The 23,518-nt window shown below is 30.9% G+C and carries 28 protein-coding genes and 1 tRNA gene; 22 read left to right on the top strand and 7 right to left on the bottom strand.

The genetic code is table 11. The features are described from left to right. Nucleotide 1: 1 nt before the first annotated feature. The 4 genes from AC5M21_RS01100 (at nucleotide 2) to trhA (AC5M21_RS01115) (ending at nucleotide 3,836) form a co-directional block, all read left to right on the top strand. Nucleotides 2–481 (top strand): GNAT family N-acetyltransferase, encoded by a 480-nt coding sequence (locus AC5M21_RS01100; protein WP_008789603.1) that lies wholly within the window; start codon nucleotides 2–4, stop codon nucleotides 479–481. Nucleotides 482–513: 32 nt separating this feature from the next. Beyond that, complete coding sequence (locus AC5M21_RS01105) at nucleotides 514–1,323, top strand: Cof-type HAD-IIB family hydrolase (RefSeq protein ID WP_008789604.1); 810 nt, start codon at nucleotides 514–516, stop codon at nucleotides 1,321–1,323. A 19-nt stretch (nucleotides 1,324–1,342) separates the two neighbouring features. Further along, nucleotides 1,343–3,112 (top strand): MutS-related protein, encoded by a 1,770-nt coding sequence (locus AC5M21_RS01110; RefSeq protein ID WP_008789605.1) that lies wholly within the window; start codon nucleotides 1,343–1,345, stop codon nucleotides 3,110–3,112. A gap of 73 nt (nucleotides 3,113–3,185) precedes the next feature. Continuing rightward, nucleotides 3,186–3,836, top strand: a complete 651-nt coding sequence (trhA, locus tag AC5M21_RS01115) for a PAQR family membrane homeostasis protein TrhA (RefSeq protein WP_008789606.1) — start codon at nucleotides 3,186–3,188, stop codon at nucleotides 3,834–3,836. A gap of 20 nt (nucleotides 3,837–3,856) precedes the next feature. Here the strand turns inward: trhA (AC5M21_RS01115) and AC5M21_RS01120 are convergent, their stop codons facing one another. After that, nucleotides 3,857–4,411: a DUF1836 domain-containing protein gene (locus AC5M21_RS01120; RefSeq protein ID WP_008789607.1), complete on the bottom strand. Its 555-nt coding sequence runs from the start codon at nucleotides 4,409–4,411 to the stop codon at nucleotides 3,857–3,859. Between the two features lie 128 nt (nucleotides 4,412–4,539). Here AC5M21_RS01120 and trhA (AC5M21_RS01125) point away from each other — a divergent pair, with 128 nt between their 5' ends. From trhA (AC5M21_RS01125) to AC5M21_RS01145, 5 genes are all read left to right on the top strand, one after another. Continuing rightward, a complete protein-coding gene (gene trhA, locus AC5M21_RS01125; RefSeq protein WP_008789608.1) occupies nucleotides 4,540–5,190 on the top strand; it encodes a PAQR family membrane homeostasis protein TrhA in 651 nt (216 codons plus the stop codon). Nucleotides 5,191–5,245: 55 nt separating this feature from the next. Next, nucleotides 5,246–5,587, top strand: coding sequence for a hypothetical protein (locus AC5M21_RS01130; protein ID WP_008789609.1), 342 nt, complete (start codon nucleotides 5,246–5,248; stop codon nucleotides 5,585–5,587). 73 nt (nucleotides 5,588–5,660) lie between these two features. Further along, entirely contained in the window at nucleotides 5,661–6,170 is a 510-nt protein-coding gene (gene lspA, locus AC5M21_RS01135; protein WP_008789610.1) for a signal peptidase II, read from the top strand. Beyond that, nucleotides 6,143–7,060, top strand: a complete 918-nt coding sequence (locus AC5M21_RS01140) for an RluA family pseudouridine synthase (RefSeq protein WP_008789611.1) — start codon at nucleotides 6,143–6,145, stop codon at nucleotides 7,058–7,060. The genes lspA and AC5M21_RS01140 overlap by 28 nt, the downstream gene beginning before the upstream one ends. 11 nt (nucleotides 7,061–7,071) lie before the next feature. Then, nucleotides 7,072–7,536, top strand: a complete 465-nt coding sequence (locus AC5M21_RS01145; protein WP_008789612.1) for a deoxycytidylate deaminase — start codon at nucleotides 7,072–7,074, stop codon at nucleotides 7,534–7,536. A 6-nt stretch (nucleotides 7,537–7,542) separates the two neighbouring features. On the opposite strand, the gene AC5M21_RS01150 is transcribed toward AC5M21_RS01145, so the two are convergent. Both AC5M21_RS01150 and rnhC read right to left on the bottom strand, forming a co-directional pair. Next, nucleotides 7,543–7,971, bottom strand: a complete 429-nt coding sequence (locus AC5M21_RS01150; protein ID WP_017143726.1) for an NUDIX hydrolase — start codon at nucleotides 7,969–7,971, stop codon at nucleotides 7,543–7,545. A 49-nt stretch (nucleotides 7,972–8,020) separates the two neighbouring features. After that, nucleotides 8,021–8,932 (bottom strand): ribonuclease HIII, encoded by a 912-nt coding sequence (gene rnhC, locus AC5M21_RS01155; protein ID WP_008789614.1) that lies wholly within the window; start codon nucleotides 8,930–8,932, stop codon nucleotides 8,021–8,023. Between the two features lie 97 nt (nucleotides 8,933–9,029). Here rnhC and AC5M21_RS01160 point away from each other — a divergent pair, with 97 nt between their 5' ends. The 8 genes from AC5M21_RS01160 to AC5M21_RS01195 all read left to right on the top strand — a co-directional run bounded on the left by AC5M21_RS01160 (nucleotide 9,030) and on the right by AC5M21_RS01195 (nucleotide 17,616). Continuing rightward, entirely contained in the window at nucleotides 9,030–9,818 is a 789-nt protein-coding gene (locus AC5M21_RS01160; protein ID WP_017143727.1) for a CvpA family protein, read from the top strand. Beyond that, a complete protein-coding gene (locus AC5M21_RS01165; protein ID WP_008789616.1) occupies nucleotides 9,818–12,127 on the top strand; it encodes an endonuclease MutS2 in 2,310 nt (769 codons plus the stop codon). The genes AC5M21_RS01160 and AC5M21_RS01165 overlap by 1 nt, the downstream gene beginning before the upstream one ends. After that, nucleotides 12,127–13,887 (top strand): excinuclease ABC subunit UvrC, encoded by a 1,761-nt coding sequence (gene uvrC, locus AC5M21_RS01170; RefSeq protein ID WP_008789617.1) that lies wholly within the window; start codon nucleotides 12,127–12,129, stop codon nucleotides 13,885–13,887. Before AC5M21_RS01165 ends, uvrC begins: the two co-directional genes overlap by 1 nt. 45 nt (nucleotides 13,888–13,932) lie before the next feature. Continuing rightward, nucleotides 13,933–14,136, top strand: a complete 204-nt coding sequence (locus AC5M21_RS01175; RefSeq protein WP_008789618.1) for a helix-turn-helix domain-containing protein — start codon at nucleotides 13,933–13,935, stop codon at nucleotides 14,134–14,136. 65 nt (nucleotides 14,137–14,201) lie between these two features. After that, on the top strand, nucleotides 14,202–15,344 hold the full coding sequence (locus AC5M21_RS01180) for a M15 family metallopeptidase (protein ID WP_008789619.1): 1,143 nt from the start codon (nucleotides 14,202–14,204) through the stop codon (nucleotides 15,342–15,344). Between the two features lie 10 nt (nucleotides 15,345–15,354). Further along, nucleotides 15,355–16,137: a glutamate racemase gene (gene murI / locus AC5M21_RS01185; protein WP_008789620.1), complete on the top strand. Its 783-nt coding sequence runs from the start codon at nucleotides 15,355–15,357 to the stop codon at nucleotides 16,135–16,137. A gap of 69 nt (nucleotides 16,138–16,206) precedes the next feature. Beyond that, nucleotides 16,207–17,097 carry a GerMN domain-containing protein gene (locus AC5M21_RS01190; protein ID WP_017143728.1) on the top strand — a complete coding sequence of 297 codons (891 nt, stop codon included), beginning with the start codon at nucleotides 16,207–16,209 and terminating at the stop codon, nucleotides 17,095–17,097. Between the two features lie 42 nt (nucleotides 17,098–17,139). Continuing rightward, nucleotides 17,140–17,616, top strand: a complete 477-nt coding sequence (locus AC5M21_RS01195) for a metallophosphoesterase family protein (RefSeq protein ID WP_008789622.1) — start codon at nucleotides 17,140–17,142, stop codon at nucleotides 17,614–17,616. 110 nt (nucleotides 17,617–17,726) lie between these two features. On the opposite strand, the gene AC5M21_RS01200 is transcribed toward AC5M21_RS01195, so the two are convergent. The 3 genes from AC5M21_RS01200 to AC5M21_RS01210 all read right to left on the bottom strand — a co-directional run bounded on the left by AC5M21_RS01200 (nucleotide 17,727) and on the right by AC5M21_RS01210 (nucleotide 19,707). Further along, on the bottom strand, nucleotides 17,727–18,512 hold the full coding sequence (locus AC5M21_RS01200; protein ID WP_049939211.1) for a winged helix-turn-helix domain-containing protein: 786 nt from the start codon (nucleotides 18,510–18,512) through the stop codon (nucleotides 17,727–17,729). Nucleotides 18,513–18,574: 62 nt separating this feature from the next. Then, the gene (locus AC5M21_RS01205; RefSeq protein WP_008789624.1) at nucleotides 18,575–19,180 is read right to left on the bottom strand and encodes a FadR/GntR family transcriptional regulator; all 606 of its coding nucleotides are present in this window, start codon (nucleotides 19,178–19,180) and stop codon (nucleotides 18,575–18,577) included. Nucleotides 19,181–19,630: 450 nt separating this feature from the next. Continuing rightward, nucleotides 19,631–19,707 (bottom strand) — tRNA-Arg (locus tag AC5M21_RS01210). Nucleotides 19,708–19,833: 126 nt separating this feature from the next. On the opposite strand from AC5M21_RS01210, the gene AC5M21_RS01215 reads away from it, so the two are divergent. Beyond that, nucleotides 19,834–20,184 carry a diacylglycerol kinase family protein gene (locus AC5M21_RS01215; protein WP_008789625.1) on the top strand — a complete coding sequence of 117 codons (351 nt, stop codon included), beginning with the start codon at nucleotides 19,834–19,836 and terminating at the stop codon, nucleotides 20,182–20,184. Nucleotides 20,185–20,191: 7 nt separating this feature from the next. Here the strand turns inward: AC5M21_RS01215 and AC5M21_RS01220 are convergent, their stop codons facing one another. Continuing rightward, nucleotides 20,192–20,734, bottom strand: a complete 543-nt coding sequence (locus tag AC5M21_RS01220) for a hypothetical protein (RefSeq protein WP_008789626.1) — start codon at nucleotides 20,732–20,734, stop codon at nucleotides 20,192–20,194. A 93-nt stretch (nucleotides 20,735–20,827) separates the two neighbouring features. Here AC5M21_RS01220 and AC5M21_RS01225 point away from each other — a divergent pair, with 93 nt between their 5' ends. The 4 genes from AC5M21_RS01225 to dapA are packed head-to-tail and all read left to right on the top strand — an operon-like array spanning nucleotide 20,828 to nucleotide 23,427. Further along, entirely contained in the window at nucleotides 20,828–21,145 is a 318-nt protein-coding gene (locus tag AC5M21_RS01225) for a hypothetical protein (RefSeq protein WP_008789627.1), read from the top strand. Between the two features lie 60 nt (nucleotides 21,146–21,205). After that, nucleotides 21,206–22,003 (top strand): hypothetical protein, encoded by a 798-nt coding sequence (locus AC5M21_RS01230; RefSeq protein WP_008789628.1) that lies wholly within the window; start codon nucleotides 21,206–21,208, stop codon nucleotides 22,001–22,003. Next, entirely contained in the window at nucleotides 21,996–22,574 is a 579-nt protein-coding gene (locus AC5M21_RS01235) for a dipicolinate synthase subunit B (protein WP_017143729.1), read from the top strand. Before AC5M21_RS01230 ends, AC5M21_RS01235 begins: the two co-directional genes overlap by 8 nt. Before the next feature lies 1 nt (nucleotide 22,575). Next, nucleotides 22,576–23,427: a 4-hydroxy-tetrahydrodipicolinate synthase gene (dapA, locus tag AC5M21_RS01240; RefSeq protein WP_008789631.1), complete on the top strand. Its 852-nt coding sequence runs from the start codon at nucleotides 22,576–22,578 to the stop codon at nucleotides 23,425–23,427. The last annotated feature ends 91 nt before the right edge of the window (nucleotides 23,428–23,518 follow it).

Genomic DNA, 23,518 nt, shown 5'->3' on the forward strand with positions numbered 1-23,518 from the left:
TATGATAGAGTTTTATCGCATTTATGATGTTGACAATGAATTGTATGAATTCTGTTTAAGACAAAAAGGTTATTATCAATTAGAAAATATAGTGATTACTAAAGAAGTGCTTAGGGAAGATATGAATATTCCTGAAGGTTATGATAAGAAAAAGCATTATTGTCAAAAAGTTTATATTGATCATCAGATGACTGCTTATATCGATTATCAATGTGGTTATCGCTATTCAATGCAGCATGATGATACATACGTATGGATTGGATTATTTTTAGTTGATGAAAATAAGCATAGACAAGGATTCGGAAAAGCAATTATACAAAGTTTTATTAACCAGTTAGATAATCATTATAACCATGTTCAATTAGCTTGTATTGAATATAATGAAAAAGGTATGGCATTTTGGCAATCGCTTGGTTTTTATAAGATTGCTGATTCTCATTTTGGAGAGATTCCTGTTGTTGTTTTTCAATTAGATTTATAGAGTTCTTTTTTAAGATAGGGGAGAAATGAAGCATGATGAGATGGATAGTTGTGGATATGGATGGAACTTTGCTTAACAGTCAAAAAATTATTACTGATCTGACAAAAGAAACTATAATAGATATGCAAAAATCAGGTTATCGTTTTATATTGGCTTCTGGTAGACCAACATCTGGAATGCTGCAATATGCAAAACAATTAGATATGGATAAATATAATGGAGTTGTGATTTCATATAATGGAAGTCTTGCAATGAATGTTCAAAATCAAGAGATACTTTTTCATAAACCTTTAAGTACAATACAATCAAAAAGGATACTTCATCATCTTAAACAATTTGATGTTGATATTATGATTGATAAAGATGAATATATGTTTGTACATGATGTTTATGCTGACAATATCCAACATGAATCTCGTATGGGATGTTATAAACTATGTGAAGTAGATGATTTAGAAGCAGCTTGTCAGTTTCCATTAAATAAAATTTTAATCAGTGCTAAACCATGTTATTTGAAACAGCATTTTCAGGAAATGGCTGAACCATTTTCAAATGAAGTTCACTCTATGTTCACAGCCCCATATTATTATGAGTTTAATGCTCTTGGAGTAGATAAAGCAACTGCTTTAAAGCATGTTATATCATTTTATGGAAGTGACAGAACAGAAGTCATAGTGTTTGGTGATGCACATAATGATATAACAATGATGCAATTTGCTGGAACAGGTGTTGCTATGGGGAATGCTGTTTCTGAAGTAAAAAACATTGCAGACATTGTGACAGATACGAATGATAATGATGGGATTGTTCAAGCATTGAAGGAATTAAAACTATGTTTGTAAGAGAATAAGGAGATATCAAATGACACTACAAAAATTTCAAAAACTTTATAATGAGACACATGACATCTGTCAAGATTTGCATAAGAAATCCAATTATATAGCGATTATGAGATTTGTCTTGGGTATGGGAGTGATTGCTGGTTTATTAGTAGGTTATTTTCAAAACCTACATATTTTATATGGTATTTCTCTATTATGTCTAATCATCTTTTTAGTAACTATACGTTATCATGATAGTATAAAACAAGATTTGTTAGAAAAGCAATCACTTGCGAATGTATATCAAGATCATATAAAACGTATGACGAATCAGTGGACAACATTTTCTGAAACTGGTCAGGCATATTTAAATGATAATCCAAAGGCGATTGATTTAGATATTGTTGGACACCACTCATTATTTCAAATGATAAATCTTGCATTTACTCAAAAGGGTCAAAAAAAACTTGCTGATATTCTTATAGAAGACGGTATTCAGCAGGAAGAGCTTGAGAAACATCAAGAAACAGTGTTAGAGATGAGCCAGCATGAGGCATTTGTTTTGCAACTAGAAGCCTATGGAAAGATGACACAAGCCCATAAAGAAACTGTGATTCAAAATTTTATGACTCATTTCAATATACACTCTTATGAGAAAATATCACCATTTGTATTTATTGTTTCATTTATAACAATTGTATCATTATTTTGCTTGTGTTTTTCAATTGGTCTTCCATATACTTTAGCCTCTTTTGAAATAGGAGCAGTTGCTCAACTTTGTTTTGCATTCTTAAACTTAAAAAAACATCAGGAACTATTTGAACCTGTTGCTTTCTTGAACAAAAGCGTTCAAAGTTATTTGAGAATATTTCAATTAATTGAAGATGAAAGATTTGAAAGTCAACTTTTCAAAGCATTGCAATTAGAAATATGTGTGAAGGGGAAAGCAGTGAAAGGTATTCAAGAGTTGTCAAGATTATCTCAAAGAATTGGATATCGTCAGAATATTATTGCTATTCTTGTGTTGAATGCTTTAGGGTTATATGATTTTTGGCTAAGAAATCAATATATTGGTTGGCTTGAAAAATATCATCAGGATTTAGAAAGATGGTTTGATGGGTTAGGGCAGATTGAAGTTTGGGCAAGTTTAAGTGTTTTGAAAATAGATGATTTTGATGTTGTTATGCCAAAAGTTCAAAAAGAAAAGTTATTATCATTTAAAAATCTTAGACATCCTTTGATTGTCAAAGAGAAAGTTGTGGGTAATAGCTTTGTTATGAAGGATTCTGTCTGCGTAATTACTGGTTCAAATATGTCTGGAAAAACAACATTTATGAGAACAATTGGATTAAATCTTGTGTTGGCATATGCAGGAGGGTTTGTCTTAGCTGATCAAATGACATGTTGCCATATGCATATTATGACATCTATGCGTGTTAAAGACAATGTAGAAGAAGGTGTGTCAACTTTCTATGGAGAATTGTTACGTATTAAAGAAATGATATGTTATGCTAAAGAGGAAAAACCAATGTTATGTTTGATTGATGAGATTTTCAAAGGTACAAATTCTTTGGACCGTATTGCTGGCGCCAAAGCAACTATTCAAAAATTATCTCTACCTTATAGTATGACTTTTTTAACTACGCATGATTTTGAGTTATGTCGAAGTCAAAATGTTGAATGTTTAAATTATCATTTTGATGAATTTTATGAAAACAATCATATTTGTTTTGATTATCTCATTAAAGAAGGTCAATCACAATCAACAAATGGTCAATTCTTATTGAAGCAATTAGGTATCATGGAATAGTAGAATTGTTATAATAAAATTTGGATCATGATAAAAAATCCATTATAATTGTAAATCTAAAGGGGGAATATATATGGAAGAAAAAACAATGCGTGATATGATTCATTTGACTTTTGGAGAAGAAGTTGGAAATGCTATTAGTCATGGAGTCATGGCACTTGCTTGTTTATTTGTTTTGCCATTTGCAGCAGTCTATTCCTATCTTGTGGGTGGCGTTGTGAGGGCAGTTGGTGTCTCTATCTTTATTATTTGCTTATTTCTCATGTTTCTTATATCGACTATATATCATAGTATGGATTATAATACTGAGCAAAAATATGTTTTTAGAAAATTAGATCATATTTGTATTTATTTGGCCATTGCTGGAAGTTATACTCCTATTGCATTATGCGTTGTGCAAGGGTGGCTAGGTGTTCTTATTCTTGTGTTGGAGTGGGGGGCAGTTTTCGCAGGTATACTTTTGAAATCAATTTCAAAGAAAGCCTATCCTGTTCTCTCTACAACAATTTATCTTGTTATGGGATGGACAGCTGTGTTTTTTATTCCTGCCCTTTTGCAGGATGCATCTTTCTTGTTTCTCTCATTTATTGTTATGGGAGGAGTTATGTATTCAGCTGGTGTATACTTTTATTCAAAACATAAAAAGTTTTTTCACTTTGTCTGGCATTTGTTTATTAATGCAGCGAGTATTCTTCATTTTATAGCCATTGTTTTCTTTATGTAAAAATAGCAGAGATTCTTCTGCTATTTTTCATTTTCATCCTGATAGTATGTATCTAGAATTTTTTCTGCAATTGTTTTATACTGATTGCTTAATGCACAAATAAGCAAAAGCAGCATTGTTCGTTGGTCAGGATCATCAAGATCAAAACCTTGTTTTTCAATGAATTCTTGTGTAGATGTTGTAACAAGATGTGCTAATTCTTTTTTTGTTGATAAGAACTTGTTATATATTGGTTCTATTTTTTCAGTTTGTTCATGATAGGGTTGTAGAACTTTTTTTATTTCCTGAATTGAGATTGTATTTTTTAAAGAGTAAATCAGTAACATCTGTAAGATATGATCTTTAGTATATTTTTTCCCTTTAATTGGTTTTAGTAAACCTTCTTTAGAATAATTATTGATCATTGTTTTTGTTAATAACTTATCATCTTCATTTCTTTTGTTATCAGCAAGGTTGACATCAAAAAGTGTCATAATTTGATCCATATAAAGATCTAAAGAGGGGATATCTTCTGATTTTAAATCACTCGTATTTTCTATTTCTATTAATCTTTTGTAAAATTTATCATTGCTCATAGAATCACCTCGTTTATATCATACATGATTTTGAAAAAAATAACAACACATAGTTGACATTCGAAGAAAATGAAATATAATATACGTATAAAGTAGTTATTATAACTATATATAAAGGAGATGATATTGTGATTAAACTGTTTAAAAAGGCTATGGATCCTATTAGTAGTGAAACACATTTTATTGGTGCATGCTTATCACTAATAGGCTTATTTATTATGATATTTGTAGGATTAAAGAGAGAAACTGCGCCTATGATTCTAGGTGCTGCAATGATATTTGGTTTTTCATTAATTGCTTTATATAGTGCAAGTGCAATATATCATTTTTTTAAAGGGAGTCAAAAAATAAAAATTGTTTTAAGAAAATTAGATCATTCAATGATATATGTATTGATTGTTGGAACATATACACCAGTTGTTATGTATTGTATGGAAACTCCTCATTCTTACTATTTTTTAGGAATACTTTGGGCAGTTGCTATCATTGGTATTTTGGTGAAAATTATTTGGTTGAATGCCCCACGTGCAATTACAACTGCTATATATTTAATCCTTGGATGGGCTATTGTTTTTGATTTTCAATCATTTACTGGGATTCCAGTAAACTGTTTAATGATGATTGCAGCAGGTGGTATTGCTTATTCTATTGGTGCATTTATCTATATATTTAAGAAACCTAATTTGACTGAAAATTTTGGATTTCATGAATTGTTTCATATTTTTGTGATGTTAGGCTCATTGTTACATTATTTAGCTATCTTAATGTTTATTCTTTAAAAGCACATTTGTGCTTTTTTTGTTTGTTTTCTTGATTTTGAGGCATATTTTAAATATGGAGAATCAAGAAAAATTAAGATTGTATAAAAGAGCATTAAGAGATTATCAGAGAATTGCTTCTGATTTTAATGAACATAAAAGTTATACTTATAATCAGTTTAAAGATTATTTTCAGCCATATGGTACTGATATGGGAAGTGTTTTTGTTATAGAAAGAGGGGTTGTGAAGGTATATCTTATTCCTTACCACAAGGAATTATTAAGTAGTCAATCGTGTGATTGTTCATTATCATTACATATTGTTATTTATAGGATTCAAGAAAATTTTAAAGAAGAAATTGATAGTTTATCTTTACCAATGCTAAAGTGGAAAATTATGAATTTAGATAATAAGTGACATGATTATAACAAATAAAATTAAAAGTGGCATAAATAGTGCTGTTTTGTTATAATAAGAGAAGGTGATGAAAATGAAAAAATTAGATTTAACATATAAACATATTATACTTTATGTTTTAACATTCTTGATTATTGTTTTAGGAGATCAGATTACAAAGGTTATTGTTGATCATACCTTGCAGCTTGGAGGAGCTTATACAATTATTGAAGATTTCTTTTATTTTACATATTATCAAAATCAAGGAGCAGCATGGAGCATATTAGAAGGAAAGATAGGTGTATTCTTAATTGTTGCTGTTGTTGCAATTATTGGAATATTCTATTATTTCAAGCAATCACATGCTTATCAAAAATTGACACGATTTGGACTTGTCTTGGTTTTAAGTGGAGCTATAGGTAATTTGATAGATCGTATTGTGTTTGGATATGTACGTGATTTTATTGGTTTTAATATCTTTGGATATAGTTTTCCAATCTTTAATGTGGCTGATATGGCGATTACTATTGGTATTGGATTAGTTGTTTTAGAAGTAGCAATGGAGGAGTATAAAGCATGGAAGATATCAAAATCAGAATTGTAGAAGAACAAAAGGGTCAAAGAATTGATAAGATATTGGCAAAAGAATTGGCTGACTTTTCACGTACACAAATACAATCATTAATACAAAATGGATATGTTGTTATTGATGAGAAGCCTATTAAAGCAAGTTATAAAGTTGAAACTGGTGAAGATGTTATTGTTTATATTCCTAAACCTGAAAGTACAGATATTTTACCTGAAGATATTCCTTTAGATGTTGTTTATGAAGACCAGGATGTTATTGTCATTAATAAACCAACTGGTATGATTGTTCATCCGTCTATAGGTATTTATAGTGGAACCTTGGTCAACGCTTTGTTATATCATTGTCATGATTTATCAGGTATTAATGGTGTGACACGACCTGGCATTGTGCATCGTATTGACAAAGAAACGAGTGGCTTATTGATGGTTGCTAAAAATGATAAGGCGCATCAAAGCTTGAGTAAACAATTGCAGGAGCATACTGTGACACGCCGTTATTTAGCTTTGGTACATGGGCTTATTCCTCATGAATTTGGAAGAATAGAAGCTCCTATTGGACGTGATAAAAATGATCGTCAAAAGATGACTTGTACTGATAAAAATGCTAAAGATGCTATTACAAATTTTAAGGTTATCGAAAGATTTAGAGATATGTCATTGGTAGAGTGTCGCTTGGAAACTGGTCGTACACATCAGATTCGTGTTCATATGCAATATATCGGATATCCTGTTTATGGTGATCCTCAGTATGGATTGCGTCGTGATGATACATCACATGGACAGTTTTTACATGCCAAAATATTAGGATTTGTTCATCCAAGAACTGGTGAGGAAATGTATTTTGAAAGTGAACTTCCTGATTTTTTTGAAAAGAAACTTCAGGAATTAAGGAACGAGATGGAATAGGAGGAAAGATAATGTCTAAGGTTATTAGTTGGGATCAATATTTTATGGGGGTTGCAAAACTTTCTGCATATCGTTCTAAGGATCCTAATACTCAAGTTGGTGCTTGTATTGTGACACCTGAACATAAAATTGTTGGTGTAGGTTATAATGGATTACCATGGGGATGTGAAGATGATGAATTTCCATGGGCAAATCGAGAAGGGGATATGTATGATACAAAATATCCTTATGTTGTTCATGCAGAATTAAATGCCATTTTAAATAGTATTCAAAAATTAGTGGGTTGTCGTATTTATGTTTCATTATTTCCTTGTCACGAATGTGTTAAAGCCATCATTCAAAGTGGAATCAAGGAGATTGTTTATGAAGATGATAAATATAGTGATACACCAAGTGATAAGGCTGCTAAACGTATGCTGGATGCAGCAGGTGTTAAATATACAAAAATGAATAGATTTGATATTGATATTAAATAAAGAGCATCACACGATGCTCTTTTGTACTTTTTGAATAAGATGAGGTTGTATATCAGGATATGTCCATGAAACTGGTAAGTCAACAAAAAAATAAACTTTTTCTATTTCAGAATGAGGTTTGATAGAGAATTCATGAATATCAGCATAATATAACATACCATAGCTTTCTTGACCACTTAAATTCACACGTGTTTTTCCTGTGACTGAATAGACACAAATAGGGAATAATTTATAAGAACTTGCACCAGTTTCTTCATAAAGTTCACGCCTAGCTGCTTGTTCAATAGTTTCAAATGCTTCACGATGTCCACCAGGCACTTCGTAAGTAGTTCTTTCTTTATGTTTGACAAAGACCCATTGTCCTTTATATTTTGAAACAATAACAGCATATTTTAATAAGTGATCATCAATTGTTTGATAAAATTGAATTTTCATCATTATACTCCTTAATTAGAAATAAAGAAAAAGAATGGCTTACCATTCTCTACTGTTCTTCTAATAAAGCTTTTACTCGCTTTGTATTTGTGAAATTTAATTTTGCGACTTTCATCAACATCTTTTCACCATACTTTGTTGCAATTTTTGCAGCAACAGCATCAACAGCAGTACTTGTCCCACGACTTAAGTTCATTTTTAAACTCTTTGTCATATTCGCATAATATTGTAAATATGCATAGCGAGAAAGAATTTCTGCAGCAAGAACAGCCATATATTTATCTTCAGCATGACTTGTTTCAAACATCAAATCTTTAACAACTATAACTTCATTCTTTAGATAGTTAAAATATGTCTTTGGAGAAACAAATTGATTGATCACTTTTACCTTAACATTTTGTTTAACTTTTTGCATGACATTTACAGTTGCCTGATTAAAAAGTTTTGCTTTGATATTTGCCTGATTCAAGCCTTCTTGAACCATTTTGTTGTAATGCGAATTATCTAAAATTAATAAACTATAGACAAGTTTGTCTTTAATCTGTTTGGCATAATCTACAACTTCTTGATTGGATAGGGAATTCAAATCTTCAATATGTAAACTCTTTAAAAATTCAGAATCTTCCGATGTTACATAGCAAGAAACGATACATAAGGGTCCTAAATAATCAGATGAACCTGTTTCTGCACAACCAATATGATGATATGGAAAGATATCATCTTGAGGAGCAACTAAATGAGATAATTCCTTGGCGATTCTCTTTGACCAATGTTTTGCTTCCTGTAAAGCATTTTGCCCACTTAATTCAATTGTCCCATCCATTTTTGCTATAATATCACAACCAATAGCATGCGCTTTAAAGATAAGGTCTGTGTCATCAACTGGAACCATTTGACTATCATAAAATTTTTTCATTTTCTCCAATGTACTATCTTCCACTTTAAGTATAATTGGTTCCACACTCATCACCTCTAATCTATTTTAACATAATTTTGTTAATTTTGACAGAATAATTTTCAAATGTTATAATATCTTGGCTTGAAAGGAGGTATTTATTTTGGATTTTCATATGATTGATATTATTTTTGTCATATTTTTAGTTTTGATGGCAATTTTTGGATACATAAAAGGTTTTGTTACACGTCTCTATGACTTTGTTGGAACAATAATTGTTTTGTTTTTATCATACTTTTTAGCAAAACCTCTCAGTTCATTAATTTCAATTTATAGTTATGATGCAACCGATGTTTTTGCATCTATGGTTGGTCAAATGATCAATCAAATATTAGTATTTATTATTTTAATGGTGGTGTTAATGATTATAAAGAAATTAATTGGAATTGTCATTAAGCCAACATTAAAAACAATAATGAATACTTTCTCATTGACTTCATTTGTTGATAAAATATTGGGGTTGGTTTTAAGTCTTATTGAAGGGCTTGTGATTTCTTACTTAGTCATTGTATTTATTGTCATTCCTTTTACTGAAAATGGAATAGCTAATGTTCAAAACACACTTTTAGCTAAACAAGTTTTAAAGATTGTTCCAGACGTTAGTCATCAAGTTATTGATTTAACAGGAAGTTTTAAACAGACTGGAAATGCTCAGCCTGATTCTCTGGAAACTTTAACAAAGATCTTATTAACTGCTAAGGATATGGGATTCATAGATGATGAACAAGTTCAGAAAGTTTTTCAAGAGAATATTCAAGATCAGTTGTCTCATGAAAAGATGACTTTGAATGCAACGCAGATACAACAGATTGAAGACATTTTAAGAGAATCAGGTTATGATCAAAGTCTGATTCAATCAATATTATCTAATATACATGTGAGTGGTGAATAATGAAAACAATATTTGAAACATTAGAAATGAATGAAATTCAAAGACAAGTTCAAGGTTATTGTGCATCAACTTTAGGAAAGAAAAGGGTTGATAATCTTGTAATCTTTGATGATGTTGAGGATTTAGATGAGGCTTTAGAAAAAGTCAATGAAGCAATGAAATTGATATCTATTCAAGGTCGTATGCCTTTGGGTGGGTTAAGTGATATTTCTTTGTTATTAGAAAAAGCAAATCGAGATGGGACACTTTTAGGGGAAGATTTTTTGAAAGTTGCTCATCATCTTGAGTGTATTGTAAGTGTTAAAAATTATATTTTAGCAAGTGAGGTAAAAACTCATTTCTTGCAGGACTTGTGTGATGGTTTGGTTGAGAATCAACATCTCTTGAATGAAATACAGAGGTGTATTTTACCTGATGGAAGTGTGGGAGATCATGCAAGTGATCATCTTTATTCAGTGAGAAAGAAAATTCATCAAATTCAAGTCAATATACGTACAAAAATGGATTCTTTAGTTAAAGAATCTAAAGATATTTTGTCAATTGATCAAATGACCACCAAAAACGATCGTTTAGTCTTACCAGTTAAATCTGGCTATAAGAATCAATTGGGGGGACTGATCCACGCTCAGAGTGCAACTGGACAGACGACGTATATTGAACCAGAGGCAGTTGTTGTCATGAACAATCAATTAAGTGAAATGATGATGGCTGAAAAGGCTGAAGTGGAACGTATTTTGTATGTTTTGTCACAATTGGTAAAAGGTAATTATTATCATTTCCATTTTAATTTGGAAATTCTTGAGGAGTTAGATTTTGTCTTTGCCAAGGCACAGTATGGATATCAACATGATTGTTGCATACCTTGTATCGAAGAGAAAGGAAAGTTTATTTCTTTGAAGGAAGCACGCCATCCTTTGATTGATGAAAAGAAGGTTATTGCTAATAATATTATCTTAAGAGATCATCAAATGTTATTGATTAGTGGTAGCAATACTGGAGGAAAAACAGTAACTTTAAAAACAACTGGTCTGCTTTCTTTGATGGCTTTATGTGGAATGCCAATTCCATGTCTAGAAGCAACGATTCCATTATTTGACCAGATTTATGTAGATTTGGGTGATGAGCAATCTATTGAGCAATCACTTTCAACATTTTCAAGTCATATGATGAAGATTATTGAAATTTTAAAAGTTTCCACAAATCAGAGTTTGGTCATTTTAGATGAAATTGGTTCAGGGACTGATCCTCAAGAAGGTGAAAGTTTGGCCGAAGCTATTTTAGGACGTTTTTTAGAAATAGGTTCTTTTGTTTTTGCTTCTACACATTATGGTAGATTAAAAACATTTGCAAAAGAGCATCCAGAAATTTTATTGGCCTCTGTCTCATTTGATTTAGATGCTATGAAACCAACATATCGTTTAAAATTAGACAGTGTTGGACAGTCATATGCAATTGAAATAGCACAACTGTTAGGTCTTGATCAAGATATTGTTAACCAAGCGCAAATGATAAAAAGAGAGGCTATGAGTGAGCATGAAAAGTTAATGGAAGAACTTGAAAAGAAACAGGAACAGTTAGATCTTCGTGAACATGAATTAACAAAGTTATTAAGTGATAATCAGAAATTAGAAAAACAGTATCAGCACCAAATGCATCAATTGAATAAACAAAAAGATGAATTGCTTCAAAAAGCAAAAGATGAAGCCAATCAACTGTTATTAGATGCTAAAGAAAATATTGATTTGGTTGTTGAAACAATGAAAAATTCTTCTTTAAAACAACATGAGATTATTCAGGCAAAGCATGATTTAGATCAAATGAAATATTTAGATGAACAAGATATTATAAAACAGGACCATGAGTTAACAGTTGGTGACCATGTGAAAGTTACAAAAATGAATCGTGAAGGTGATATTGTTGAAGTTTTAAAAAATCATATGGTGATGGTATCATTAGCAGGATTAAATGTGAAACTTCATGAAGACGAAGTTACTTTTATGCATCCACAAACGAAAGTCAAAAAAGTGAAAAAAGCCTCTTTGAAAAAGACAACAGTGAAAAAAACTGGAACCTATGAAATTAATGTTATTGGAAAACGCTATGAAGAAGCAATGAGTCTTGTGGATAAATTTCTGGATGATGCTCTGGTGCTTGGTTATCCTCATGTCCGTGTGGTTCATGGTATGGGAACAGGTGCTCTGCGAAATGGAATTCGTCGTATGCTTGAAAAAAATAAACATGTTGTTTCGTACCGTGATGGTGGACCTAATGAAGGTGGATTAGGTGCAACGTTGGTTTATTTTGAATAATGAATGATTTAATTAAAGGTAAGCTTTCTTTATTGCCACCTTCACCTGGGTGTTATTTAATGAAAAATAAAGAAGGAACTGTTATCTATGTTGGAAAAGCAAAAAAATTAAAAAATCGTGTACACTCTTATTTTGTGGGAGCTCATGATTATAAGACGACAAAATTGGTCAGTGAAATTGTAGATTTTGAATATATTGTGACAGGCAGCGAAAAAGAAGCATTGTTACTAGAAATTAATTTGATTAAAGACTATTCACCACAATACAATATCATGTTTATGGATAATACATATTATCCATATATTCAAATGACAAATGAAGAACATCCTCGTTTAAAGATTGTTCGTGATGCAAAAGAGAAAAAAGCCAAACATTTTGGACCATTTCCTGATGCGACTGCAGCGCGAGAAACGTATAAACTGTTAGATCGTCTTTATCCGCTAAGGAAATGCAATCATATCCCTAAAAAACCTTGTTTGTACTATTCGCTGAATCAATGTCTGGCACCTTGCGTGCGAGATGTTGATCAGGAAGAATATGTGCAGATCAAAAAAGAAATTGTCAAATTGCTCAATGGTGATACCAAAGATAAAATTCATGAATTGACTGAAAAGATGACAAAAGCAAGTGAAGAATTGAATTTTGAACAGGCAAAAGAGTATCGTGATCTTATAACTTATATACAGCATGTTACTGCTAAACAGCATGTTCAATTCAATGATAATATTGATCGGGATATTTTAGGTTATTATGTTGATCATGGATATTTGAGTATTCAGTTGTTTTTCATGCGTCATGGGAAACTTTTATCTAGAGATTTAAATCTTGTCCCTATTGGTGTCAATGTTCAAGAGGATTTGCAGCAGTTTATTGTTTCATTTTATCAAAACAATACTTTACCGAAGGAAGTTCTCTTACCCCAGGATGTCGATGATGAGGTTTTAAAAGAAATTCTTGACTGTAAGATATTAAAACCTCAAAAGGGAAATAAATATTCATTGGTTCAAATGGCAATTGATAATGCCCGTGAGTCTTTAGAGAAAAAGTTTGAATTAATTCAAAAAAATGAAGCTGCAACGATTGGAGCAATGAAACAATTAGGTGAGCTTCTTCAAATTGAAACGCCTCATGTTATTGAATTATTTGACAACTCAAATATTCAAGGGGCATATGCAGTTGCTGGGATGGTATGTTTTAAAGATGGCATTCCTTCAAAAAAAGATTATCGAAAATATAAGATAAAAACAGTTGAGGGTCCAGATGATTATGCAAGTATGCGTGAAGTGATTTATCGTCGTTATTATCGTGTTTTAATGGAAGGGCTAACACCACCGGATATGATTTTAGTCGATGGTGGGTTAGGACAGATTCATGTTGCAAAAGAGGTTGTTGATTCGTTAAATATGAATATTAAAGTCTGTGGTTTAGCTAAGGATGACAAACATTCTACAGCTATGCTCTTGGATGAAAATGGTACTCCAATTCCGATTCATCCAAAAAGTGAACTTTTCTTTTTGCTTACGCGAATGCAAGATGAAGTCCATAGATATGCGATTAGTTTTCATAAGAATGTGCGTTCAAAATCCTTATTTGCTTCTGTTTTAGATGATATTGAAGGAATTGGTCCAAAGCGTAAAAAACAGCTGTTAAATCATTTTAAAAGCGTGAAAAGAATGAAAGAAGCATCGCTTGAAGAATTGCAGGAACTCTTGCCAGATAAGGTTGCAGAAGAACTTTTTCAATCTTTACAAGAAGATTAGCACATTGAGACGACTTTCTCATATACTAAATAGGGGAGGGTTACAATGCATTCCTTATTAACGAAAAGAGAAAAAGAAATTTTTACTTTGCTGACATTCAATAAAACAACAAAACAAATTGCTGAAGAACTCTGCATTAGTGAGAAAACAGTCAGAAATCATATTTCTAATGTTATTCAGAAATTGGGCGTTGAATCAAGAATACAGGCCGTTTTAGAATTGATTAAAATGAAAGAAATTGATTTGTAGAAATCAATTTCTTTTCTTTCCAAATGAATTGATATGTATTATAATGGTCAAGAAAGGGTGATTATATGAAAATAAAGACATGGCATTTGTTTTTTGTCATTATTGTTTTATTTGGTTGCTCTTTTTATATTGTAAATTTGAAGTTTGATAAATTCTATCGTGTGAATGGAATTAATAATGATAATCGTGTCCTGATTGAGAAATACCTGGACAAGGATGAACAGACATATTTGATTGATAATCAAATATCAATTGAATTGTTTATAGATTATTTAGAATTCGATGATTTTCATTTACAAAACTATCAATATTACAATTATTTAAAAGAGTCTGGCCGTTATAAAAAAACTTCAGAAATCTTAGATGTTGCAAATAGTCTCGTTACACGATTGAGTTATTTATATAAAGATAGTGCAATGAATCAAGCAAAACTTTTGATTGATAGATCTTTAGAGATGGTTTTCTTAAGTGAAGAAAATTTTAGATTTGATTACATAGATTTATATACAGATTTAAAACCTTTATATGCTTCTCAAGATTATTCATATATAGAAGATGCTGAAACTTATGTTCAGCGTTTTGGTGAAATGGGTATAGATGATTTTGATGATGTTAAAGAGACAATGCATATGATGACACAAGCATATTCAAAAGATGCACTTGCTGATATTCTGAAGAAAGAATTGCCACATAATGTACAAATTGTTTATAATCCTAATGATTTGTCAACGTTAGTTGATCACAATCATTACATTGGTAAATATGAGCCAACTGGATTATTGCTTGTTCAGGACATACCAAGAATAAGGTATGCTATATATTTACAAAGTGATGCATATAATGCACTTGTTAAAATGTATCAGGATCTCAGTAAAAAACACAGTGGTTTCTTATTGAGAGAAGGATATATTGGGGCACAATCACTTAAGGCGGATGAGGTTGGTTATACGGAAGAACAGCTAGGTTTAACGATTGAGGTTGCACAATCTCAAATTCCTTATAAAGATTTTGATAATACTGATATTTCAAAGTGGCTGCAAGAACATGCGTATGAATATGGGTTTATATTACGCTATCCTAAAGAAAAAGCATCAATTACAAACCATACTTATGACCCTCATATTTATCGTTATGTTGGTAAGGGATTAGCAAAATCATTACACGAATCTGATTTAACATTGGAAGAATATCAATCACAAAATAAATAGGAGGTATTTTATGGATAAACCAATAGGTATATTTGATTCTGGAGTTGGAGGATTAACAGTTTTGACTGCTCTACAAAAAGAATTGCCTCATGAGAATATGATTTATATTGGTGATAATGCACATTGTCCTTATGGTGATAAAACAAAGCATCAATTGCTTTCATATACAAAAGAAATTTGTGACTATTTTATTTCTCAAAATGTAAAAATGATTGTTTTGGCGTGTAACACAACGAGTGCAAATGTTTTGGCAGAGTTACAAGAATTATATCAAGTTCCTGTTGTAGGAGTAATTCATTCAACTGTTCATGATTTTTTGACTAGAAAGAAAAAGTGTCCTTTGATTATTGCTACACATGCAACTATTGAATCGCACAAGTACAGAGAAATCATTATGCATTATGAACCTGATATTCAAATATTTGAATTGGAAACACCTGCACTAGTGCCATTAATTGAATCTGGTCAGTACAAAAAGGGAATCCAGGATGTTTTGGAACATTATTTTTATCCATATGTGAATAAAGTTGATTCATTAATATTGGGGTGTACACATTATCCTATTGTATTGGAACAAATTAAGGAAGTGTTTCCCAATAAAGAATATATTTCAAGTAGTGAGTCTATTTGTCAAGAAGTTGCTTCTTATTTGAGAGTTCATCACATTTTAAATGAATCAAATGATAGTGGAGCAACTGTCATATATACAACTGGTGATCCTCATGAATTTCGATACTCATCAGAAGGATTCTTTCATTACCATGATTTAAAAGTTAACTTTCTTGAATTATAATGCACATCATTTTTAAGTGATGTGCATTTTCTTGTGCAATGAATCATATAGTATTTTGAGGTGGGATCTATGAAAAAGAAGATAGGAGTTATCAGTGTATTGGTTTTGTGTTTGACATTTGTATCAATTATGTATCTAAAAAAAGATAAAAAGAGCGATGAGAAAGTAGACGATGTTTATTATAAGAGTGTGGTTTTTAAGGATAGTGATAATGATTTGATTCCTATATCTGTTAATTTTCATAGTGAAGTAGAACTTGAGGAAGAAATTAGAAATAAGATAGATTTAATGAAATCAGATGAAATGATTCAATATGGACTCTATCCAGTCATTAGTAAAGATTTGGAGGTACAGTCAGTTAATTTAAAAGATCATGTTTTAACAGTCAGTTTTAATGATCAATTGGTTGCTAATCAAGATGCAATGGATATTTTAGAAGCTTTGACATATGTCATGACGGATTATGATGATGTTGAAAGAGTTAATCTTCAGATAAATGAAAAGAATGTTTCATATATTCCAAATAGTACAATTCCTTTATCATCATTAACAAAAAGTTTAGGTTTAAATAATTTTGAAGAAACATCTGCGTTTTTGCATCAAACAGTACCTGTCATGGTTTATCATCAAAAGACTATTGAACAATATTCTTATTATGTGCCAACAACTATGAGAGTTGATGAGAATGAGCCATTAACAAAACAAGTTCAAACTATCTTAAGTTATGTACAAAGTAAAATTCACTTGTTAGATGCCAAATTAGATAATGGAGTTTTGACAGTGGATCTTGATTCAAATATACTTCTAGACAATGAAAAAATCGATCAGACTTTAGAAGATTTAATTGTTTTGTCTTTGTCTTCTTTAAAAGATGTTAAAGATGTAGAAATTAAAATCAATGGTGAAGATGTAAGAACAAAACAATCTTCACAAATTGAATATAATTATATTAAAATGTAGTAATTCAGCCAGATTTTGGTATAATATCACTTGGTGATAGAAATGAAAAAAGTTGTAGTTATGTCAGATAATCATGGGAATGATTCTATGATGGAATATATTAAAGCACAAGAACCACATGCAGATTATTATATTCATTGTGGAGATAGTGAAGCATCCTATAAAGAATTGTTAACCGGATATATTTGTGTGAAAGGAAATAATGATTGGTCATTGGATTTGCCAATGGAAGCAAAACTTCAAATTGAAGATGTGACTCTATTTATTACACATGGCCAATATTTAGGATATTTTAATCGCGAACTTGCTATGAAAGACTTGTTAATACGTAATCATTGTCAAGTTTTCATTTCCGGTCATACACATATGCCATTATTTCTAAAAGATGGTTCATATTATTATATCAATCCTGGATCAACATCGCTCCCTCGAGGTGGAAGTAAAAAAAGTTATGCAGTTGTGACAATTGATGGTCAGGCTGTTGATTGCGTATTTAAAGAAATCCCTAGATCTCAATAATTGATCTAGGGATTTCTTATAAATCATTTTAAGCGTTGTAGGTATATCTATAATGAGAAGTCATACGGGTTAAGATGATGCATAGTCATTCTAACGAGATAAGAAATTATTTAGCGAGGGGCAATGAGTCTCTTGACTTCATAAAGGCCAAAAGATATCATATGTTTTTTGACAATATGAAAAACATCTCTATAACACTTGGACATTTCTTTAGCGAAATCTTTTTGATTTCCTGAAGATAAGTATTCAAAAGCAACCATTGCCTTTGAATTGAGTTCCTGTATTATTTGTGATTCATCATAATAGAAAGATAGATAATATCCCCAATACAGCACTTTATTATTTTCTTGTAAAACTGTTTTTAAAGGTTTGAGTTGTACATGTTCTAAAATACAGTGAAAAAGTTCATCGAGAATTATATTTTGACTGTTTTGAATTTTTGTTTTTAAATTGGAAATAGTTCTGGCATCAATTTCTTCAAAGGCTAAAAATGCTGCAACTTCAATATTTAAAACCATTAGCTGAAGAGCGTTCAAATAGATAATTGTATCTTTTCTATATTTTTTATTATTTAGACTTTTGATGGTGTATTGGTCGTTTTGAATATAGATTTTTGTCCCTTTGCCATTTATGGTTTCTCCATAACCGAGTTCATTGAGAACTGATAAAGATTTTTTGATTGTGGAAATAGAGACTTTGTATTGCTTTGCTAATTGTGCTTCTGATGGAAGAAATTCATTTTTTTTATAAAAACCTAAACCAACTTTATCAATGAGATCTCTTACAATTTGAGTATAATAATGATCTCTTCCGACCTCTACTGTCCAGGTATATGAAAATTGCTTTTCATGAATGTTTGGATATCGTGATGACAATTGTATTAAATACTTTTCCACAGTTTCTGCAAAAGAACTGTATATTTTTTGAAATCTCGATTTGATTTCATTATCGTTTTTGTTTAATAAAGCATCGCTAACCCAAAAAATATCTGGAAATTGCGGGTATGTACGAAGCAATTGAAGAAAATCTTCTTCTTCAAGAAAAAAAGAACTGTATGTATAGAGTTCAAGACTAAAAAAAGACTCTTAAATAATTGATTGTTAGATTGTGTTAATATATCATGGAGAAAGTGTATATTGATTTGTTTGCGTGCTCCAATATCATTATTATTCTTTGCACGATTTAATCTTTTTTGCCAATGTTTAAGGAAGTCATCTGAGCAATTTTGAATGGAAAGTGCAAAGATTTTTGGCATAAGTGAAGCCAATGTTTCATAAACAGCAACAATTGAAGACTTATGTTCTAAAACGTACTGAACTTCAAAATCTTTGTGTGTATGTAACGAATCATATATTACAATGGTTGGCTTTCTTTCTTGTGTTTGAATATATCCCTCTATCTTAAGGCGCATAAGCACATCTTTGACAGTTCTCATACCAACATTATAAGTTTCACATAAATGACTTCTTGATGGTAATTTTGAACCATATGGGAAGCGGCCATTTTCAATTTGTTCATGTAATGTTTTGTATAGATAATCAAATAAGGTTTGTTTATCTTGCACTGATATCTCACCTCGAATTCATTTTTATTTTATAAAAAAATTTTTTTATTTTCAACATACTATATGTATATGTACCCAAATATGATATAGTTTTTCAGATTAGTCATAATAAAATAATAAAAAAATCAAAAAAGGGAGTTAGTGTGAAAATAAGATTTCAAGTTCGATCTAGGGCGTTGGATGCATCTAGAATATGGCATGATTTCTCCATTGGATTTTATTATGATTTTAGACAAGAGCAAAAATATCATAACCCTAGGTTTTTATATTATTTAAGAAGTGTGTGCTTTTTTAAATCGTTGGATAAGTGCTAGAAAAGAACCTTTGCCATATCAAGAACTTATATCATGGTATGATGAATTCCGTTGTATATAAAAACAGCCCATCAAACATGGACTGTTTTTTCAATTCTTATAATAAAAAAACCCTTATAAAGGGCGTTTTTTCTAATGGCGTCCACGGCAGGATTCGAACCTGCGACCGCACGCTTAGAAGGCGTGTGCTCTATCCAGCTGAGCTACGTAGACATCTGTTTTTCAACTGCTCATATATAATAGCATAGCCAGAAAAATGATGCAAGACTTTTTTGTGATTTTTTCTGATATTTTTAAGAAAGCTTTTATGCTATACTGAGTATAGGGAAGGGTGAGTGTATGAAAGCGAGATTTGATAAAAGTTTAAAGTATGCTATAGAGGGCATTGAAAAATGTTTCCTTAGAGAACGTAATTTAAAGATACATATATTTATTATGGGATGTGTCATTATATGTGGTTTTGCATTTCATATATCTTATTTTGAATGGATGATCTGTTTGTTATTGTTTGCAATAGTTATTTCATTGGAACTTGTTAATACAGCAATAGAAGCAGTTGTTGATTTGTGTAGCCCACAAAAACATCCTTTAGCAAAGTACGCTAAAGATGTTGCGGCAGGAGCTGTTTTGGTAAGTGCTATTATAGCAGTTCTGATTGGATTGCTAATATTTATCCCTAGAATCTTTTAGAGCGATGTTAATCGCTCTTTTCTTTTGCAAAATGTCTTTCTATCATATACAGATATGAACAAACCAAAATAGCAAATATAATTTCAATATATCCATTGACTCTTGTGAAGACAACAATAAGGATACCTAACATTTGAATGCCAAAATCATAGAACCAGTGAATACGATTGTATATTGTTATATTCTCAAAAACCAACTGTCTAGTCCAAATAAATAATAATACAAGAAAACTTATACTTGAAAACATTGAACAATAAACATGGAGTTTTGAAAAAAGATCCTGCCCATTTATTGTATATGGACATAATGCGCCTAGAGACATTGTCAATCCAGTTAGGTTTATAATGTTATAAATGTATTTTTTTTGCCAAAATAAAAAATGAAAAATCTTGTGTGTTTTGTAAACAAAATAACAAGATGAAAGAATTGTAAAGAAAATAACAAGCAATCGATATTCAGCCATTGTAGCAACACCAGTCATATTCTCATACATCAGATTCGCACGACTTGTTATAAAAATTGTGAAGAAACATATGAATAGATAAATCATAAAACACCTCTTTGAAAGAATTATATACTTTTTTTAAAAAATAAAAAGAAAAATAGAAAAAAATTATGAATATATAAGTAAGGAGGTAAAAAAATGGATCCAAGAATTGAAGCACTGAAATATGAACGCAGTAATTCAGATGTATGGGGAAATGATGTCCATGTTGATTTTGAATATGAGAAATTAGCTAATCACCAAATCAAACTGTTTATGACTGCATATGTCGGTGATAATAAAGACAATTATCGATTTTGTTTAAAACTCATTTACATAGTGGACATGATTCATGATGGTATGAGTGAATCAGATATTGCTGAAGTTGCTATTAAAAGTGTTATGCATTCTTTTACGCAATTGATTATCTTATTAGATCCAATTGTGTGTGAAGACGAAGAAGAGGAAAGGCATTAATTGCCTTTCTTCTTTCACATTTTAGGTAATCTAACATAATTTAATAGTGAGGTGGGAAAAATGTTGGTTTTTGTTAATCATGATGATATGCGTTCGCTAGAACTCATGGAAGAAATGCTTCATAGAGGTTATTATGTCAGTGATCAATTCAAAGATATGAAATATGCTGATGTGATTTATATGGGGATGCGAGGAATTGATAGAAAAAATCGTTTACAGACACATCAAGAAACAGTTGTTATTGATGAGGACATGTTGGCTGCTTTTAAATCTCATTGTTTGATACTAACATTGATTCATAATGAATATTTAGAAGAATTATCTGCGCAATATCAATTTAGGTATTCTGCTCTTCTAGATAAAGAAGATTTTATTGTCAAGAATAGTATATTAACAGCTGAAGGACTATTGTCTTATATGATTATGCATCGGAGATATCCTTTGTATGAAAGTGAAATATGCATATTGGGATTTGGACATTGTGCCAAACCAATTATTGATTATTTAGTGGCAATGAAAGCAAATGTATCTGTTGCAGTACGTAAAGCAGAATATCAAAAAGATATAGAAGATATGGGAGCTAGATATTTGCATTTAAATGATTTGGATTTATCAAAATTAGATATTTTAATCAATACGATTCCTTATGTTGTGGTGAAAGAAAATGAAATTGATAAAGCTCATAAGAGATTGATGATAGTTGATATTGCATCATATCCATATGGAATCGACCATCACTATGCTTTATCTAAGGGATTAAATTGTCAAATCCTCTCCTCAATACCATGTAAGTATGCTTATGGGTATGCGGGAAAGATGGTTGCTGATGAAATAGAAAGGGAGTTAGAGAATGCTTAAATTAGGATTTTGTATTACAGGTTCATTTTGTAGTATGGATGATATGTTGATAGTGATGAAGGAATTAGTGAAAGATTATGAAATAGAGGTCTTTTTAACGCCTCATGTGAATACAATGGATACGAGGTTCTACTCAAGTCATGATTTGAAAGAGAAAATTAAAGAAGTTGTAAAAAAAGAACTGCATACGACAATACAAGAAGCAGAAGTTTATGGACCATCAAAAAAATTAGATGCTGTTCTGGTCTATCCATGTGATGCATCAACAATGGCTAAGTTAGATTGTGGTATCAATGATAATGGTGTAACAATGTTAGTGAAGTCTTCTTTGAGAAACAATGTTCCAATTGTCTTAGGTGTCTTTTCAAATGATATTCTTTCAAACAGTGGTAAGAATCTTTTCTCATTAATGAATAAAAAGAATTTCTATTTTGTTCCAATGTATCAGGATCAATATAAAAAGAAACCTAACAGTATGATTGCATGTCATAAAAAGGTTTCAAAAACATTAAAATGTGCATTAAAACATGAACAGTATCAACCATTTCTATTAGGTTATAAGGAGGTATAAAATGAAAGAAATATTTACTGCTTTAATCACACCCTTTAATCAAGACCAATCAATTGATTATGCTGGGTTATACCGTATTATGGATAAACTTATCGAAGAAGGCAACAAATCATTTTTGTTATGTGGAACAACAGGTGAAACATCGACACTTAAATTAGATGAAAGAAGATTGTTGGTTGAGAATATTTTAGAGAAATATCCACAAATTAGAGTGATTGTGGGGATTAGTTCAAATAGTACGTCACAAGTTATTAGACATATCAATATGTATAAGGACAATCCACGCATCTATGCATATCTCGTTATTGTTCCATATTATATTAAACCGAGTCAAAGTGGTATTTTTAAACATTTTGATTTAATTGCATCATCAACTGATAAGAAGATTATGATTTATAATATTCCAAGTCGTTGTGGAGTTGCTATTGATGTATCAACAGTTATTCGTCTGGCTAATAAACATAAAAATATTATTGGTATGAAACAATGTGGACCACTGGATGAGATTCACATGCTTAAAGATGCCTTGCCACAATTTAAGGTTTATATTGGTGATGATCATTTGTTATTAGAAGGATTGAAGCAAAGAGCTGATGGGATTATTTCAGTTTCCAGTCATTTGGATTATCCATTGATAGAAGAAATATGCAGGAATGAGAATATCTTTGATGATCGATATTTAAAATTAATCAGTGAATATGTTTTTATTGAACCATCTCCTGCACCAATTAAGTATATATTAAGCCAACTTGGGTATATTCAGAATATATTACGCTGTCCTTTAACACCAATTGAAGAAGATTCAGAAGTCAAACTCACACCACTCATTGAAAAATATAAGAAAATGATTTGAAGCTTAAATCAGAATGTGATATGATATTGATACTTTTGAAAAAACCTATACACAAATCATAAACGCATGTATAATGTATATAGAAATGATC

The sequence above is a fragment of the Coprobacillus sp. genome, from assembly GCF_984815275.1.